The organism is Lactococcus cremoris subsp. cremoris KW2, from assembly GCF_000468955.1.
In the GTDB taxonomy this organism is placed as follows: Bacteria; Bacillota; Bacilli; order Lactobacillales; family Streptococcaceae; genus Lactococcus; species Lactococcus cremoris.
In genome coordinates, this window is sequence record NC_022369.1 from 1,413,545 (window position 1) to 1,430,666 (window position 17,122).

A 17,122-nucleotide genomic window follows, 5' to 3' on the forward strand; every position below is an offset into this window, starting at 1 on the left:
TACTATTTCTTATCAGGATTATATTGTTTTACATTTTGGGCCCAAGCCGTATTCAAACCGTCCATAATCGAGGCAAAAGACTTATTAGATGAGCCATCTCCTGAATCAATAATTTGTTGTTTAACTGTTTGAGTTGTTCCTATCCCAACTTGTGAGCCATTATTAATATTCGAGAACAAATCTGCTTTATCAGCTGGCGTTGAACCTGCTTCAAAAAAGACAACTCCATTTTTCTTTGCATCATTCAGGTCTACCGGATAAGGTTGATTTTTCATAGCCGTCATTCCACCATTATCTTTGGCGAAATCAGATTTGTCTACTAACCAATTGACCCAATCTTTAGCGGCTTCTTGATTTTTACTGTTTTTATTAACGCCCCAGTTATAATCGCCACCGACAAGCATATAAGTTTTTCCATCAGGGGCCTTTTGTGGGAAAGGTTCAACATTGATGGCATCTTTATTTGAAGACATTTGAGCTTGGACTTGTGGAACAGCCCACGTCGCAAGCATCATTACACCAACTTTATTCTGAGCCATTTGCGAAACCGAAGTATTCCAATCATCAGTCGTTGGGTCATGGTTAATCAAGCCGTCCTTAGCCGCTGTATAGAGTGTATTGTAAATGGTATACATGGGTTGACCAGCTGTGAATGGTTTATCTGTTTTAGCAAGTGCCAAATCAAAGTTTGGATCTCCAGCTACTGATGAACGTTGGAAATCCCAGTCAACAAGTGCCCAACCACAGGCATAGTTAGTATAGAGTGGGGTAACATCTGGTTCTTTTGCCTTGATTGTCTTTAGGTCTTGGATAAATTCGTCAGTCGTCGTTGGCCATTTATCAATGCCAGCTTTTTTGAAAACATTCCAATTGACAACAAAGCCATTGGCGTTGACTTCTGATGGCAAACCATATTGTTCGCCTTTATAGGTACGGTCTTGAAGACTTGTATATTTCTTTTCCAAATCTTTTGTTTTACCTAGCGAGCTAAAAAAGTTGGGATAATCCTTTGGCGCTACGGCTGCAGGAATTGCTATAACATCGCCAAAGTTTTTCGATGACATTCTCGTTTGCTCTGTTTGGTCATAGTTGTTCAAGGCTTGTTCTTTAACGGTGATATTCGGATATTCTTTGTTGAATTGGGCGATATACTTCTTCCACATTCCGTTGGAGTGCATATCCGTTTTTTGGTCAACAAAGGTAATCGTTGCCTTGATATTCTTTCCAGTCCCTGATGAACTGGTTTTACTACCACAAGCTGCAAGTGTTATTGTAGCTAGAAGCGCAAGAGCTGCTGAACCAAAAATGTAGCGTTTTTTCATGATGTTTTCTCCTATTTTCCATTATTTGAAAGCGTTTTTATTTCACGAAATAAGTATATACTTTTGATTTTATTTTGTCAATACTTTTTTTGAAATCCATTACATTTTAAATTAATTAGTCCTTCCATAATAATCTTTAATTAATTTTTCGGCTGGCTTATTGTAAAAAGCATAGTCTATATCATTGGTTGCTTGTTTGGCAGAATAAATTTGTGCTTTCCAATCCCAAAGACCAAAACCTAATACAAAATCAACTTTGGCACAGGCGCTCAGCATTCCTTCATAAAATCTTGTCTGAGCTTCAAGGCTGACTTTTCCTTTATTTGTCCAATCATTTGGCAATAAATCACCACCTTCAACACTGGGAGCACCAGCTTCACAAAAGAAAAATGGTTTGTTATATTTTTTGACAACTTTTTCAATTCGCAAAAGTTCTTTATCCCACTGGTTATAGGGATAATAACCAGAACTTGAAATGACGTCAACGGCATCCCACCAAGTCAAATGATCTTCTTGATATTTGTCACAATTATAAGTAATCAACCCTTTATAGCTTCCCCGTACATCATCAATCAATTTTCGCCACTCAGCTTCGCGATGGTCTGAACTAACGAGTTCACAACCAACAACAAACATTGTAGCTCCAAATTCTTGAGCGATTTTGGCGTAATGAAGCAGAAAATTTCTATAAGCCAAAAACCAATCCGACCATTTTGGCTCACATACAACATCAATATCAAAAAAATTGATATAAGCCCGCCAAGTCCCATCAGCGCAATTAATCATCGGTTTTAAAATAACGTCAAGTCCCAAACTTTGAGCATAACGAATCGTTGCTTTGATTTCTTCATCCTTTGGTGGCATGGTCTGCCAATTAATGCTTGTTGAGTGAGCGTTTGCTTGTTCAGCTACGATGGTTAAAATAATCGTATTAATATTTGTCCTTTCTTTGAGAGTTCTCATTGACCACTGAGCATATTCATTATTTAGTTCTCCTTCTTTGGCATAATAGCCAAAGCTTGCTGCTTTAATTGCCTTCATTATTTCTTGCCTTTCTACTTTCAAAAGTATATACTTATTTATAAACAATGCAATTGTAATCCTTTTCAAAAAATATTGCAAGAATAAATTGGAGAAGCTTATGACAGAATTAGCAAGTTGGAAAGTTTATCAAGGAGGTTCTAATAAACCAGATAACTTTGATGAATTTTGGGATGAAAAAATTAAATTAGTTAATAATTATCAGTTTGAATTTGAACTAATAGAAAAAAAGCTCCCCTCTAGGGTAGCCCATTTTTATCATTTATGGTTTAAAGCAATTGATGGTGCAAAAATACATGCTCAACTAATCGTTCCAAAAAATTTGAATCAAAAGTATCCAGCTATTATACAGTTTCACGGTTATCATTGTGACAGCGGAGATTGGGTGGATAAAATTGGTATTGTTGCTGAGGGAAATGTGGTACTTGCTCTTGATTGTCGTGGTCAGGGAGGTTTGAGTCAGGATAATACTGAAACTTCTGGCATGACATTAAAAGGTCTCATCGTTCGCGGAATTGATGAAGGATATGGAAATCTCTATTATGTTCGGCAATTCATGGATTTGATGAGCGCAACAAAAATTTTAGCCAACTTTGATTTTGTTGATGAAACAAATATAAGTGCTCAGGGTGCTTCGCAAGGAGGAGGACTGGCCATTGCATGCGCTGCTCTCTCTCCTTTTATAAAAAAAGTGACTGCAACTTACCCATTTCTTTCAGATTATCGCAAAGCTTATGAACTTGGTGCCGAGGAATCTGCTTTTGAAGAACTTCCATATTGGTTTCAGTTTAAAGATCCACTTCACCAAAAAGAAGACTGGTTTTTTAATCAGTTAGAATACATTGATATTCAAAATTTAGCACCAAGGATTAGGGCTGAGGTCATTTGGATTTTAGGTGGCAAAGATACTGTTGTTCCCCCGATTACGCAAATGGCGGCTTATAATAAAATACAAAGTAAAAAGACTCTTTATGTCTTACCTGAATACGGACATGAATATCTTCCAAAAATTAGCGACTGGCTCAGAGAGAATCAATAAATTCCTACTTTAGTCTGATTTTAGTAAATTTTCAAATAATTGGTAGGCTTCATCAAATAAATTTGATATAATTAAGTCAAATAGCCTAGCTATTCACTAAAGGAAAGGAAGACAAATTCGGTCACTCGTAACATTGAGTGTCTTGAATTTGTTTGTAAAAGAATACATGGGAATTATTAAAGCTGCAACAGGTTCACTCGGTGGGGCTTTGGCTGACCAATGGCTTGAGGTCATTGAGCCAAATGAAATGTCAGACCAAACCGTTTTCACTAAGGGAATCAAGGTGAGAAAAGATGCAAAACGTGGTTCTAATCGCAAAGGAACCGAAGATGTGATTACTGACGGTTCTGTTGTTCACGTTTATGAAAATATGATGATGATTCTTGTTGATGGTGGTAAAATCATTGACTATACTGCCGAACCGGGTTATTATACCGTCAAAAATGATACTGCACCAAGTCTTTTCAATGGTGATTTACGTGATTCGATTCAAGAAAGTTTCTTCCGTTTCAAATTTGGTGGAACAACTCCTCAAAAACAAGAAGTTTATTATGTCAATCTTCAAGAAATCAAAGGCATTAAATTTGGCACAGCAACTCCTCTCCAATACTTTGATAATTTTTATAATGCGGAGCTTTTCTTACGTACACACGGAACTTACTCAATTAAAATTACTGACCCACTAGCTTTTTATGCGAATGTCATTCCTAAAAATGCTGACCATGTGGAAATTCAAGAAATCAACGACCAGTATCTGGCTGAATTTTTAACGGCATTAAATACGTCAATCAATCAGTATTCTGCTCAAGGTGAACGTGTTTCATTTTTAACATCGAAAAGCATGGAGCTCAGCAAGTACATGGCTTCTGTTCTTGATGAGGATTGGAAAAAATTACGTGGCATGGAAATTGTTTCTGTTGCCGTGGCAAGTATTTCTTATACTGATGACAGTCAAAAATTGATTAACATGCGTAATCAAGGGGCAATGCTTGGCGACCCATCTATCCGTGAAGGATTTGTGCAAGGGGCTGTCGCTCGTGGTCTTGAAGCAGCCGGCTCAAACACCGGAGGTGCAGCAAATGCCTTTATGGGCATGAATATGGGGGGACAAAATCTTGCTGGTTTTTCACAAACAAATCAAGCACAAATGGAATTTCAAGCAGAAAATAAGGCAGATACTTGGACTTGCCCCGAGTGTAATACAAAAAATACTGGTAAGTTCTGCTCAAATTGTGGGCAAGCAAAACCGTCAGCTACTCCTATCATGCCTGAATTAAACATGGCTTGTAACGAATGTGGGGCAGTTGTTAATTTAGCAAATGGCGTTCCTAAATTCTGTCCTGAATGTGGCAAACCCTTTGTCGCTAAAGCTCTTTAAACCAATTGATATATCCTTATAAGATAAAGTAGTCCTAAGTTAGGGCTGCTTGTCTTTGCGTATTTTCAAGAATTTATATTTTTAAATTCTAATTTTCTGAACTGAATTCAAATGACTAAAAGTCCTGAATAAAACTTTTCATAGCGTAAGAGCTAGTTTTATTTCAATTCTTTTTGGCTGAGCAGAATTCATATCATAAAGTAAGGAGAAACGATGAGCGAAAGCCAAGTTCTTACACATAAATGTCCAAATTGTGGGGGGCCACTACTATTTGAACCTAAAAATCAAAAATTCCATTGTGAATATTGTGGCTCAACCTTTACTGAACAAGAAGTTTCTGACTTTGAAGCCAAACAAGAGGCGGCAAAAGTTACTGATGACCCCACACCATTCCCAACGGAGCACGATAAAACTAATCAAACCGATGATTTTTCTACTGACGAAACTGTCAGTAACTCTGAAAGTACTGACGAAACTGCTGATGAAGAAATTGGACTCTTTTTATGTCCTTCTTGCGGTGCCGAAATCGTTACTGACGCTACAACTGCTTCAACTTGGTGCTATTATTGCCATAATCCTGTTGTTCTGACCGAACGTTTATCAGGTAAATTCCTTCCCGAAAAAATACTCCCTTTTCAAATTGAGAGAAAAGCGGCTGAAGAACAATTTTTAGACTGGGTGGGCAAGAAAAAATTTGTGCCCAAAGCCTTTTTTGACAAAAAACAAATTCAAAATCTGTCAGGCGTTTATTTTCCTTATTGGGCCGTTGATGCTGAATTATCTGGTGGAATTTCAGCACAAGCAACCAACTTACGCGTTTGGATTGTCGGAGATACTGAATACACCGAACACTCCCAGTATGAGATTCAACGTGGTGGAGATACAGCTTTCAAAGATTTAATCAAAAATGCCTTGAAAAAAAATCTGTCAGATAAAATGGTTGGTGCTGTTCAACCTTTTGACATGACTGCTGCTATTCCTTTTAAAAATCAATATCTTTCTGGCTTTTTAACCGAAAAAAGAGATATTGAATTTCCTGACATGAAAGAAAATGTAGAACGGGAATTTCGTCAATATGCTGATGGACTGATGGAATCAACAATTGTTGGCTATACTTCTGTCAGTAACTTACAAAGTAACCAGCAGATTAAAAGTTTAGATGAAGATTATGTTCTGCTCCCAATCTGGCTAGTGACTTACAAAGAAGCAGGAAATGACCGACTTTTTTACTATGCCATGAATGGTCAAACCGGCAAAGTTGCCGGACTTTTACCAATTGATAAGAAAAAACTTTGGACAGTTGCGATTGTAATCTTTATGCTCGTCCTTCTTCTTGGAATCATTGTGGGGTATCTGCTATCATGAGAAAAAAAATAATTATCTTTTCCCTATTTTTCCTTAGCTTCTTCTTTTTACTGATCACTCCAAAAACTTCTGCGGCAACTTTTCAGTCGGGAATTGAGGACAATTTTCAACTTTTAGGAGGGAATGTTACACTCCTTGAGCAAGAGGCCCAGCAATTAGCAAATCAAACCAAAGCAGGTGTTTTTGTGGTGACTACTGACAGTTCAACATCAGCAAGTCAAATGGCAAAAACCTATCTGGCTGACAAAGTAGGAGCTAAAAATAATGGTGTCGTTCTTGTCATTAACATGAACCTGCGTAAAGTCTACATTTGGGCCACAGGAAACCTTAAGTATTATCTGCCTTCTAGCCGAATTGAAAAGACTTTAGATATTGTCCAACCCGAATTGTCATCTGATAATTACTATCAGGCTGTCTCTGGATTTTTTGACCAAGTATCCAAATATTATCAAGCAGGAATTCCAACGACAAGAAAATATACCGTTAATAGTCAAACAGGAGCGATTACTTTTCATCGCAGTTTCCAACCTCTCTCAATTTTGATTGCCGTTGTTATTTCTTTGATTGCTGCCGGTGGCTTTGTTTGGACCATCTATCGCCGTTATCAAATGAAAGATGCCCATGCCGTATGGCGCTACGATTATGGCCGAAATGGAAATCTACAACTTCATCAACGAGAAGATATTCTAGTTAATACCTTCATTACAACCCGCATTATCCCCCGTCCTTCTTCTGACAATAATAGTTTCAGTGATGGCTCTGGTGGCGGACGTAGTTTTTAAACTAAAAAAGGAATCTTAAGTGATTCCTTTTTTTATTATTTAATGATTTTATAGTCGCCAGATTTTATATTTCCAAGCGTGTATTGTCCAATTGACCAGCGAATTAAACGAAGTGTTGGAAAGCCTACCGCCGCTGTCATTCTTCTAATCTGTCTATTTTTTCCTTCTTTAATTGAAATTTCCACCCAGCTTGTCGGAATTGCTTTTCGCTCTCGAATAGGGGGCGTCCGTTCCCAAAGCCACTCAGGTTCATCAATTAATTTTACTTTAGCGGGTAGCGTTTTACCATCTTTGAGTAGGACACCTTTTTCCAATTTTTGTGCCGCTTCTATCGAAAATTCCCCCTCCACTTGAACTAAATAAGTTTTAAAAGACTTCGATTTGGGGTCTGTCAGCAAATGATTGAGCTTTCCATCATCTGTCAGTAAAAGTAGACCTTCACTATCTTTATCCAATCTGCCTGCCGCATAAACATTTGGTATTTCTATATAATCTTTTAAAGTTTTGCGGCCCTCTCCATCGGTAAATTTTGTCAGTACATCAAAAGGTTTATTAAATAAAATAATCATAATTATCCTTGCAAATTTTGCATCTTTCTCAATCTATTCTTCTAATTATTTTACCAAAATTTATAATTAATAGCTTACAACTGAAGTTTTAATCCAAAAAGTTTGTGAAATTATTAAAAAATCAGCTAAAGTTTTTCATTCAAACCACAAAACTTCAACAATACCAAGCAATTACAACCTCACCAAATACTCTCTCCTCATAACTTTGTGATTTTTTTGCTTGACATCTTTCTGTTATCATACTATAATAGTAACCGTTTACAGAATACATTTAGTCGTAATTATTAGGAGGAAAACTTATGTCTGAGGGATTACCATTAGAAGCCACAGAAAAATATATCATGGCAATTGACCAAGGAACCACAAGTTCACGCGCAATTATTTTTGACCATGACGGAAAACACGTCGGAACAAGCCAAAAAGAGTTCACTCAATATTTTCCAGAAGCAGGCTGGGTTGAGCATGATGCCAATGAAATTTGGAATTCTGTTCAGTCAGTCATTGCTGGTGCTTTTATTGAATCAGGAATTAAGCCGGACCAAATCGCCGGAATAGGGATTACTAATCAACGCGAAACAACCGTTGTCTGGGATAAAACAACTGGTCTCCCAATCTATCACGCCATTGTCTGGCAATCTCGTCAGTCAGCTTCAATTGCTGATGATTTAAAAAATGCCGGTCATGCTGAACTTTTTCATAAAAAAACAGGATTGATTATCGACTCATATTTCTCAGCCACAAAAATTCGCTGGATATTAGACCATGTCGAAGGGGCACAAGAACGTGCAGAAAAAGGCGAACTTCTCTTTGGAACGATTGACAGTTGGCTCGTCTACAAATTAACTGACGGAAAAGTTCACGTCACTGACTATTCAAATGCCAGCAGGACCATGCTTTTCAATATCAATACTTTAGAATGGGACCAAGAAATTCTTGACCTTCTCAACATTCCAAAAATCATGCTACCAAAAGCCGTTTCTAATTCTGAAGTTTACGGTCTAACAAAGACTTACCACTTCTTTGGCTCAAAAGTTCCAATTGCTGGCATGGCAGGAGACCAACAAGCTGCGCTCTTTGGACAAATGGCATTTGAACCTGGCATGGTCAAAAATACTTATGGCACAGGTTCATTTATCGTCATGAACACAGGAGATAAACCTCAGCTTTCACACAACAATCTTTTGACAACCATCGGTTATGGCATTAATGGTGAAATCAATTATGCCCTTGAAGGTTCTGTTTTTGTTGCTGGTTCTTCTATTCAGTGGTTACGCGATGGTTTGAAGATTATTGACAAAGCAAGCGACTCAGAAGCTGCCGCTCTTGAATCAAAAAATGAAGATGAAATCTACATGGTTCCTGCTTTCGTCGGCCTTGGAGCTCCCTATTGGGACCAAGACGCCCGTGGTGCAATCTTTGGACTAACTAGAGGAACAACAGATAAAGACCTCATCAAAGCAACTTTACAAGGAATTGCCTATCAAGTTCGTGATATTTTAGGTGCTATGGGTGAAGATACAGGAATCAAAATTCCCGTTCTTAAAGTTGATGGTGGAGCAACGAATAATGAATATCTCATGCAATTTCAAGCAGATATTTTAAATACTTCCGTTCAAAGAGCTGGAGATTTAGAAACAACGGCCCTCGGTGCCGCATTCCTAGCCGGTCTTGCCGTTGGTTATTGGAAAGATTTTGATGAACTTAAAGAATCAGCCAAAGAAGGAAAACGTTTTGACGTTCAAATGGAAGAAGAACGCCGCAATAAACTCTATTCTGGCTGGAAGAAAGCCGTAGAGGCAACAAGATCTTTTGAATAAATCATATTAAAAGTATCATAAATGTATCGCTTATTAGAATTGGAGTAACAAGATGTCTATCTCTCGTCAAAAAAATATTGAATATTTAAAAGCAAATCCCGATGATTGGGACTTCATTATTATCGGTGGTGGAGCAACCGGACTTGGAGTTGCGGTTGATGCCGCATCACGCGGTTATAAAACAGTTCTAGTTGAACAAAGTGACTTTGCAAAATCAACTTCAAGCCGCTCGACAAAACTTGTTCACGGTGGCGTTCGCTACCTTGCTCAAGGAGATGTCAGCCTTGTTCGTGAGGCATTACATGAAAGAGGTCGCCTTGCTCGCAACGCTCCCCATCTTGTAAAAAATCAAAAATTTATCATTGCTAATTACAAAGCTTGGGAGCAACCCTTTTATAGCATCGGAATGAAAATGTATGATGCTTTGGCAGGTAAATTGAATATTGGAAAATCAAAAATTTATTCTAAGAAAAAAGTTGCTGAAGCAATCCCTCAAATCAAACATGAACATCTCGTCGGAGGAGTCATGTATTATGACGGACAATTCGATGATGCCAGAATGGCTATCAACCTTATGCAAACTGCCACTGAACAAGGTGCGCTACTAGTTAATTATGTCAAAGTGACTGAGCTTGTTAAAACGAACTCAAAAGTATCTTCTGTTAAACTTCATGATGAACTTTCTGGCGAATCATTTGAACTTCACGGAAAAGCCATCATCAACGCTACAGGAATCTTTGTTGACCAAATTATGTCAATGGATACCAAAGAACACAAACCCTCTGTTCGTCCTTCACAAGGCGTCCACCTCATTGTTGACGGCTCATTTCTCGGTGGTCAAGATGCCATCATGGTTCCAAAAACTTCTGACGGTCGTGTCTTGTTCTGTGTCCCTTGGCATAATAAAGTAATCTTAGGAACGACAGATACACCTCTTACAGAATTCGTTTTAGAACCTCGACCCCTTGAAGAAGAAATTGATTTCATCTTAGAAACTGCTGGTCAATATTTAGAAAAGAAACCCGAACGTAAAGATGTTTTAACTGCTTATGCTGGTTTACGTCCACTTGCTGCTCCCAAAGAAGGCGATGGCGAAAAAACGAAAGAAATTTCAAGAAGTCATAAACTCTTCACCTCTGAATCAGGATTGGTCACAATTACTGGGGGAAAATGGACAACTTATCGCCAAATGGCCGAAGAAACTGTTGATTTAGCAATCAAAACCTCTAAACTTCCTGAAAAAAAATGTATCACTAGAACATTGAAAATACATGGGGCCAAAGAAACAACTGAAAGAGAACGTCAAAACTGGCTCTATGTTTACGGTTCTGATAAAGGAAAGATTTTAGCTCTCCAAAATGAAGACTCTTCTTTAGCCTTACCTCTTCACCCAAAATACGAATTTACAGGTTCTGAAGTCATCTGGGCTGTCCGTGAAGAAATGGCTCAAACTCTAGATGATGTTCTCGCTCGTCGGATTCGTGCACTTTTCCTTGATGCAAGAATTGCCAAAGAAATGGCTCCCAAAGTCGCCCAACTGATGGCGAAAGAAATGGGTAAAGATGAAGCATGGGAAAAAGAACAAGTTGAGAGCTTCCTTGCTTTAGCTGATGGTTATATTTTAAAATAATTTTAGGAGAATATCTATATGAACTCTACTTTTGTTCAATTCCTTGGAGAATTTATCGGGACATTTATCCTGATTCTACTTGGTAACGGGGTTGTCTGTGCTGTATCTTTGAAAAAAACGAAGGCAGAAGGTGCCGGTTGGATTGCCATTGCTTTTGGTTGGGGACTAGCTGTCATGTTAGGTGTATATAGCTCTAGCTTTATGTCTGCAGCTCATTTGAATCCTGCTGTCACTATTGGTATGGCTTTAATTGGTAATATTAGCTGGTCTCTTGTTCTTCCCTATATTGCTGGTCAATTTCTCGGAGCAATGCTTGCTAGCTTTATTCTTTGGCTCTTCTACTATCCTCACTGGGCAGAAACAAAAGATGCTGCTGTAATTCTGGGCTGTCATTCGACAGGTCCAGCCATCCGCCATTTCCCTTCCAATTTCTTTGGTGAAGTGATTGGAACCATGGTTTTACTGATTGGAATTCTTTCCTTTGGGCGAAATCACTTGGCAGATGGTTTATCACCTGCCTTAGTTGGTGGATTAATTACCGCAATTGGCTTTTCTCTTGGAGCAACAACTGGTTATTCTCTCAATCCAGCTCGTGACCTTGGCCCTCGCATCATGCACGCGCTCCTTCCAATTAAAAATAAGGGAACATCTGACTGGGGCTACTCATGGGTTCCAGTCTTAGGACCTCTGGTAGGTGGTGCCTTAGGTTGTTTAATCTTTAACAGTATTAGCCCACTAATCAAATAATATAAAAAACCTTCCATTTTATATCTGGAAGGTTTTTTGTTTTGGAAAAATTAGGGATTATTTTTTATTCAAATCATCAATTATTTTTTCTTGAGCTTCAATTTTTTCTCTAAGCACTTGTTTTTCTTCTTCTTCTCTTTGTGATTTTTTTCTTCGCTTCCAAATAATGAGAATGAAAAACAGGATAATTAACATTAGACCTAAGATGAAGAGCAGCCAAGTCCAATCTTTTTCCTTTTTAACCGTTGGGTCACTATCATTCAATTTTTGAGCTTGATTATCAGAAATGGTAAATTCTTGGTCAAAGGTCCACTGATATTTATAACGTTCATTCTTATTATCAACCTTCGCTTCATATTTTCCTTGTGAATCTGTTCTTGCATTAACAATAAGTTGAAGTCGATATTTACCAGCTTTCAAAGGCTCTGAGACCCTTGTCGCCGCACTTTGATTACTAGTTGGCATCGGTAAATCAAAATTTGTATTTGGTGCCATTTGCATCATTGGGTTTGAATAAGAATAAGCTATATCTGAATCGGTAATGCCTTTTATTGTTGCTTTTACATTCATCGTATTGATATAAGCCATCGTTGGATTTTGAAGGTTGACATTAATCACATTTCGCCCATTTATTTGACCAGGACTGATCTTGGTTAATTTTAAATCTGGCGAAACTTCATTCTCATTTTGTTTCATTAGAAGAGCAATAGTATAAGAATAAGTGTTCTTAACGGTAATTCCCTCTGAGTCCTCTTTCTTATCATTTTGACCTTCTTTAGAAAAGGTTATTCCCCCAGCTATTTGACCATCAAAACTCTCATTTGGCATCTTTACTTTAATATCTATCTTCTGTCTTGTCAGCGGTGCTAAAGTTACTATCCGTGGACTTGTGACATAATCCTTAAGATTATATTTAAGTGAGCGGTCAGCCTCTATTTCTGTGGGCTCGTAAACAACAAGACCATTAATATTTGTGGCAGCACTAGAAAGTGCAAGGTCTATCTTCATTTCTTGCTCGGTATTATTGGATAATTCTACTTGCAAAGTCTGTTCTTTGCCCGCGCCTAAAGTAATATCAAAATATCCCAAATCTTTATTTGTTTGGTTTTCCGGAATAATTGGTTTGACCGTATAATCATCGGTTTGACCAAAAGCAACTTGTGCACCTCCAAAACATAGAATGATAAAAATTGATGATAAAAATAATTGTAACTTTTTCATATATAATCCCCCATAACCCCAAATTTTAATAAAATTTGAGCCTCTCTTGCGAGAGACTCCCTTACGAGAATACTTTATTAGGCATTTCCTGGTGCACTATAAAGATTCCAGTTTAAAGTTGTAGTATAAGTATCTACTTTAGCAGAACCAGCTGGCACACTGAGCGTAATATTAGGATCCACTTTACCTGTAGTATTCGTTGAAGCGTCTAAGCTTTCAGGATCTGTCACCAAACTAGAACCATCTGCCGCACCAAAACTAAGCAGGTTTGTTCCTGTTCCCGTTCCTGCATCTGCTTGGAAAATATTGACCGCTGTTCCAGGTGTGAGTGGATTAGTTGCCGTATTTACCGTAGAACTTGCTTTACTTGTTGAGGTGCTGACAACATTATTAGTTTTATCAGTATTAAAGGTTAAGACAGCATTGGTTAAATCACCAGCTTTAGTCCCTTTAAATTGAGCAGTTTGTGTTAGGGAAACTGACCAACCTGTTGGTCCAGTTGCAGTCCCACGGTTGTCCGTTACTTGCATGAATTGTGGAATTGCTTTTCCACTTCCATCATTTGCAGCCCAAGCCGACCAAGTATGAGGGCTTGAAGCATCTACATAGTGTGTCCCAAAGTTAAGCGTTGGAACATAATCCAAAGTCAACCCATCATCTGAAGCAACTGGAGTTGAAGTGTTAGGCACTCCTGGCGTAGTAGGCGTAATTGGCGTTTTACCATCTCCTGGCGATACTGGATTGGTAGGAGTTTTCTTCGGTTGAAAGGCTACATTAGCCCCACTTGATGTATTTCCCACTGTCGCCGCACTAACTTCCAAAAGATTGGTTGCTAGTAAGGCTGTGCTAATGACGGTGATGCCGCTAAGACTAATTATTGTTTTTTTCATTATAGTTCTCCTTTATCCTTATAATTCCGATATGTTTTATCGTTAATGCTCCCGCGCCGATTATCAATAAGAGTGCCATCAATGTCAGAGTATCACCTTGAGTACTCCCTACAATGGGTAATTTCTGATTAATTGATTTTGTGTTGTTAGTGGTAATCGGTGCACTAGAAGTTTCTGGTGGTTTTTCTATTGGTTCTTTTTCTAAAAATCCTACTTCACCAATTGTACTTGTTCCACCTATTTCCTGAGCAAAAATGGTACCTGTATTCAAAAGTAAGAGGGCACAGATGACCCAAAGAATATATTTAATCTTCATAATTCCCCTTTCTCAGTTTGACCTCAATATTCTATTTTTTGAAATAAAAAACTATCGCTCCAGATACAATAAAAACAAGAATGACCATTGATATTTTCATTGGTTTTTTACTTGTTGAAGCTATCTGCTTACTTTTATTTTCTACAATGTTTATTTCCCCAGACTTGGAAACAAGGAGTACCCGTTCTAACTTCTGTTTAGAATCTTTTATCGTTAACTTGTATTCTTCACCTTTTATCAGTTTGTGTTGATTATTGAGTTTAAGACTAACTGAAGCATTTGGAACAACTGCTGTCTGCGAGCTTTGAAATTCGGAAACAATTTTTCCGTTGTTATCTGTGATTCTTGCTTCTAGGCTTACCTGTCTTAGAAGTGATGAATTAGGGTTTTTAACTTCTATTATTTGCTCAGTTTCATTTGATTTTCCCAAGTCAAATTCTAAATTTTTTTCTTTTTTATTGGAGTAATTTATATCCTCCATAAGAAGAGCGACAACGTTACTATAAACATTTAAAATCCCTTGTTGACGATCAGATTCTTTGGGTATTTTGGTTACATTAATTCCTCCAATAGCCTGCCCTCTGATGCCTGCTTTCGGAACTTTAAAAGTAATCGCAATCTCTCTAATTTCATTAGGGGCTAGAGTGAGTTTTAAGGAACCTGCTTTTGCTTCTTTTTCAAAAAAGATATCTTTATAAAAGTTGAAAGTTGGTTCTTTCTCTGCTAGGTATTGCTCTACTTTCTCGTCAGATAAACTATAATCTAGCGTAAAATTATTGTTATTAACCGCCTGATTTGCTGCTATTTCAAAATTATTCTCTTCATTTCCATTGTTGATTATTAAATTTAGTTTGATTGACTCACCTTTTTTTACTTTCAACCACCAATAAGAAATGTTTTCATCTTTTTGGTGTCCTTCAAGTACCGCTTCTATACTAAAATCACCTGTTGAACTTTCTGCATGAACAGTTTCAAATAGACTAACTAAAAATAAACTTATTAGAGATAGGAAAAATATTTTATTAATTTTTTTCATTTTCCTCCTTTTTAAGACGGTCCATTAGCAACGGTATATTGGAAAGTTCCCGCATTTGAATTAGTTTGACTGAGTAAGCTATTATTAGCCTTAATATTTAATCCAGTATCCGTAGGGAAAGTCATTGTGTACCACATACCAGCTCCTGTCATTTTAATCCAAGAAGGTAATGTGCTATCACTGGTTATACTTGCAATCTGCAAAGACGAATTAAGATTTAATTGTGTCTGCGCTTTAGTCGTTGGGTCAACCCAATAATATTGTAGACCATTCGGAAAATTATTTTGTGTCATTTTGACAAGAATATGTATATTAGGGTTCTGTGCTCGGTCATCTCCAACAACTAGACTTTCAGCACTCGTCCCATTTATTAGTGAAGACCAAGAACCGTCTATGGGAGTTCCTTTTGTTGCTGATGGATCTAAAGAAATATTAAATGTCCGATTCATATTAGATACTGCAGCATTTAATTGAAATCCTAAAGGTTGATACCATGAAATATATTTACCCGCTGCAATGTTTGGGGCATCACTTCCATAATTATTAGGACTTAAATTTATCACCTGTAAAGTAGGGTTAAAAGTTGTTAGAGTTCCTGTATTCATCCGATACCAAATATCTGAACTCGTAGGAGTAATTGTTCCTTTATTGGGCGTTATCAAATCATAAGTTGAATCAAAAGTATAACCTGTTGATGATGAATGGGTTCGCAATCCACTTCCTGATATAGTAATGGGAAAAGTTAAGACGGTTGTAGAAAAAACGGAACCGCCTGCAGTATTAAAACTTACAACTTTAGGATCTGTCATTGTTATTCCACTTCCTAATCCTGGAGCAAGTGAAACCACATTTTGGTTTGGATTTAAGTTATTAAATAAAACACTCGAACCCTGCGCAAAATTCCATTTTACTGCCCCAGTCAAAAATGCATCCAAACTAATGACTCCACCTGTTGTCACCTTAAAAGTTGCATTTTGCCCAACATTTAAGTTCCAACTATTCAGTGTATTTAAGGCCATAAACCAACCTCCAGCATAGGTAGATGAAGTATTAACCGTTCCGTTAATGACAAAGCTCCCATTGATATTCCAGTTCAAGGCTCCAACTACTAATAGAGCGCCATCATCATAATACATCGTATATGTCTTATTTAAATTCCAAACCATTGCTGCTCCAGCATCGACTTGCAATGTCGACCCACTATTTGAGTAATAGACATAGAAAGGTTGATCGTTGCCCCAACTCTGATTCAAGGTAGTTGTTCCAGTTTCTACTTCCGTATAGGCTGCCCCTTGAATCCACTCCCCTTGATTATCTGCACCAGCTGAACTGATGTCATTCATATTATGGTTTTGCAGAATATTGAAGGTGTTCGTCCCTCGAAAAATAACTTTTCCATTATCATTTCTAATTGGTTGTGCCCCATATATTCCGTCCCCATTGCTTACAGTCACATTTTCATAAACAGCGGTCGCCTTGGCATTGCTCCCTTTCATTTGAAAAATCCCACTCGTAATATTGTTGACAATTGTTGCATTCTTAACTGTCAGTGTAGTATCCGCTGAAACTGTTCCGTTAGACCCGAATGCTCTCGCTGTCCCATCACTCCCACTGATACTTTGAGCTGTCGTATAAGTAGTATCATTATCAAGATAAAGAGTATAATTATTTCCGTTGATTGATAAAGATTTACCACTAGAAACGGCATTCCCAGAGTTCAAAACACTATTTCCCGGAACATTTGCTGTCACATTGAAGAATACTGTAGCTTTTGATGCCGCATTGGGAGTGACTGACTTATAGGTATCAATCATATCTTGCCAGCTATTCGTATTATAGTAAGTTGCTCCAGTTACTCCAGTTACTGCACCTGTGCTATCAATTGTTCCTGTAAGAACAGCAGCCTTAGTTTTGGGAGTCAAACCAAATAGAATAATTAGAAATCCTAAACTTATGAGAAAAATAATTT

At 37.7% G+C, this 17,122-nt stretch carries 15 protein-coding genes; 7 read left to right on the top strand and 8 right to left on the bottom strand.

Annotated features, from left to right (window positions below; all coding sequences use genetic code 11):
- Positions 1–2 precede the first annotated feature (2 nt).
- A complete protein-coding gene (locus KW2_RS06690) occupies positions 3–1,322 on the bottom strand; it encodes an ABC transporter substrate-binding protein (RefSeq protein WP_021037388.1) in 1,320 nt (439 codons plus the stop codon).
- Positions 1,323–1,433: 111 nt separating this feature from the next.
- Entirely contained in the window at positions 1,434–2,363 is a 930-nt protein-coding gene (locus tag KW2_RS06695; RefSeq protein ID WP_011676350.1) for a glycoside hydrolase family 113, read from the bottom strand.
- A gap of 100 nt (positions 2,364–2,463) precedes the next feature.
- Between KW2_RS06695 and KW2_RS06700 the strand changes: the two genes are divergently transcribed.
- The 4 genes from KW2_RS06700 (at position 2,464) to KW2_RS06715 (ending at position 6,927) form a co-directional block, all read left to right on the top strand.
- The gene (locus KW2_RS06700; protein ID WP_021037389.1) at positions 2,464–3,402 is read left to right on the top strand and encodes an acetylxylan esterase; all 939 of its coding nucleotides are present in this window, start codon (positions 2,464–2,466) and stop codon (positions 3,400–3,402) included.
- Between the two features lie 166 nt (positions 3,403–3,568).
- A complete protein-coding gene (locus tag KW2_RS06705; protein ID WP_021037390.1) occupies positions 3,569–4,780 on the top strand; it encodes an SPFH domain-containing protein in 1,212 nt (403 codons plus the stop codon).
- 213 nt (positions 4,781–4,993) lie between these two features.
- Positions 4,994–6,145, top strand: a complete 1,152-nt coding sequence (locus KW2_RS06710) for a hypothetical protein (RefSeq protein WP_021037391.1) — start codon at positions 4,994–4,996, stop codon at positions 6,143–6,145.
- A complete protein-coding gene (locus KW2_RS06715) occupies positions 6,142–6,927 on the top strand; it encodes a TPM domain-containing protein (RefSeq protein ID WP_021037392.1) in 786 nt (261 codons plus the stop codon). The genes KW2_RS06710 and KW2_RS06715 overlap by 4 nt, the downstream gene beginning before the upstream one ends.
- A gap of 35 nt (positions 6,928–6,962) precedes the next feature.
- Here KW2_RS06715 and KW2_RS06720 read toward each other — a convergent pair whose 3' ends face one another.
- Entirely contained in the window at positions 6,963–7,496 is a 534-nt protein-coding gene (locus KW2_RS06720; RefSeq protein ID WP_021037393.1) for an rRNA large subunit pseudouridine synthase E, read from the bottom strand.
- Positions 7,497–7,795: 299 nt separating this feature from the next.
- On the opposite strand from KW2_RS06720, the gene glpK reads away from it, so the two are divergent.
- From glpK to KW2_RS06735, 3 genes are read left to right on the top strand one after another with little or no spacing between them, the layout of a single operon-like run.
- Positions 7,796–9,313, top strand: a complete 1,518-nt coding sequence (gene glpK / locus KW2_RS06725; RefSeq protein WP_021037394.1) for a glycerol kinase GlpK — start codon at positions 7,796–7,798, stop codon at positions 9,311–9,313.
- A 52-nt stretch (positions 9,314–9,365) separates the two neighbouring features.
- The gene (locus KW2_RS06730; RefSeq protein WP_021037395.1) at positions 9,366–10,943 is read left to right on the top strand and encodes a glycerol-3-phosphate dehydrogenase/oxidase; all 1,578 of its coding nucleotides are present in this window, start codon (positions 9,366–9,368) and stop codon (positions 10,941–10,943) included.
- Positions 10,944–10,961: 18 nt separating this feature from the next.
- Positions 10,962–11,690 carry an MIP/aquaporin family protein gene (locus tag KW2_RS06735; RefSeq protein WP_011676357.1) on the top strand — a complete coding sequence of 243 codons (729 nt, stop codon included), beginning with the start codon at positions 10,962–10,964 and terminating at the stop codon, positions 11,688–11,690.
- Between the two features lie 57 nt (positions 11,691–11,747).
- Here the strand turns inward: KW2_RS06735 and KW2_RS06740 are convergent, their stop codons facing one another.
- The 5 genes from KW2_RS06740 to KW2_RS06760 form a co-directional block, all read right to left on the bottom strand.
- Positions 11,748–12,911 (bottom strand): WxLIP family cell surface protein, encoded by a 1,164-nt coding sequence (locus KW2_RS06740; RefSeq protein WP_021037396.1) that lies wholly within the window; start codon positions 12,909–12,911, stop codon positions 11,748–11,750.
- Between the two features lie 77 nt (positions 12,912–12,988).
- Positions 12,989–13,801 (bottom strand): WxL domain-containing protein, encoded by an 813-nt coding sequence (locus KW2_RS06745; RefSeq protein ID WP_021037397.1) that lies wholly within the window; start codon positions 13,799–13,801, stop codon positions 12,989–12,991.
- Positions 13,782–14,117, bottom strand: coding sequence for a hypothetical protein (locus tag KW2_RS06750; RefSeq protein ID WP_021037398.1), 336 nt, complete (start codon positions 14,115–14,117; stop codon positions 13,782–13,784). Before KW2_RS06750 ends, KW2_RS06745 begins: the two co-directional genes overlap by 20 nt.
- 31 nt (positions 14,118–14,148) lie before the next feature.
- Entirely contained in the window at positions 14,149–15,153 is a 1,005-nt protein-coding gene (locus KW2_RS06755) for a WxL protein peptidoglycan domain-containing protein (protein WP_021037399.1), read from the bottom strand.
- 11 nt (positions 15,154–15,164) lie between these two features.
- Positions 15,165–17,075 carry an RTX toxin gene (locus tag KW2_RS06760; protein ID WP_187288335.1) on the bottom strand — a complete coding sequence of 637 codons (1,911 nt, stop codon included), beginning with the start codon at positions 17,073–17,075 and terminating at the stop codon, positions 15,165–15,167.
- Positions 17,076–17,122 lie beyond the last annotated feature (47 nt).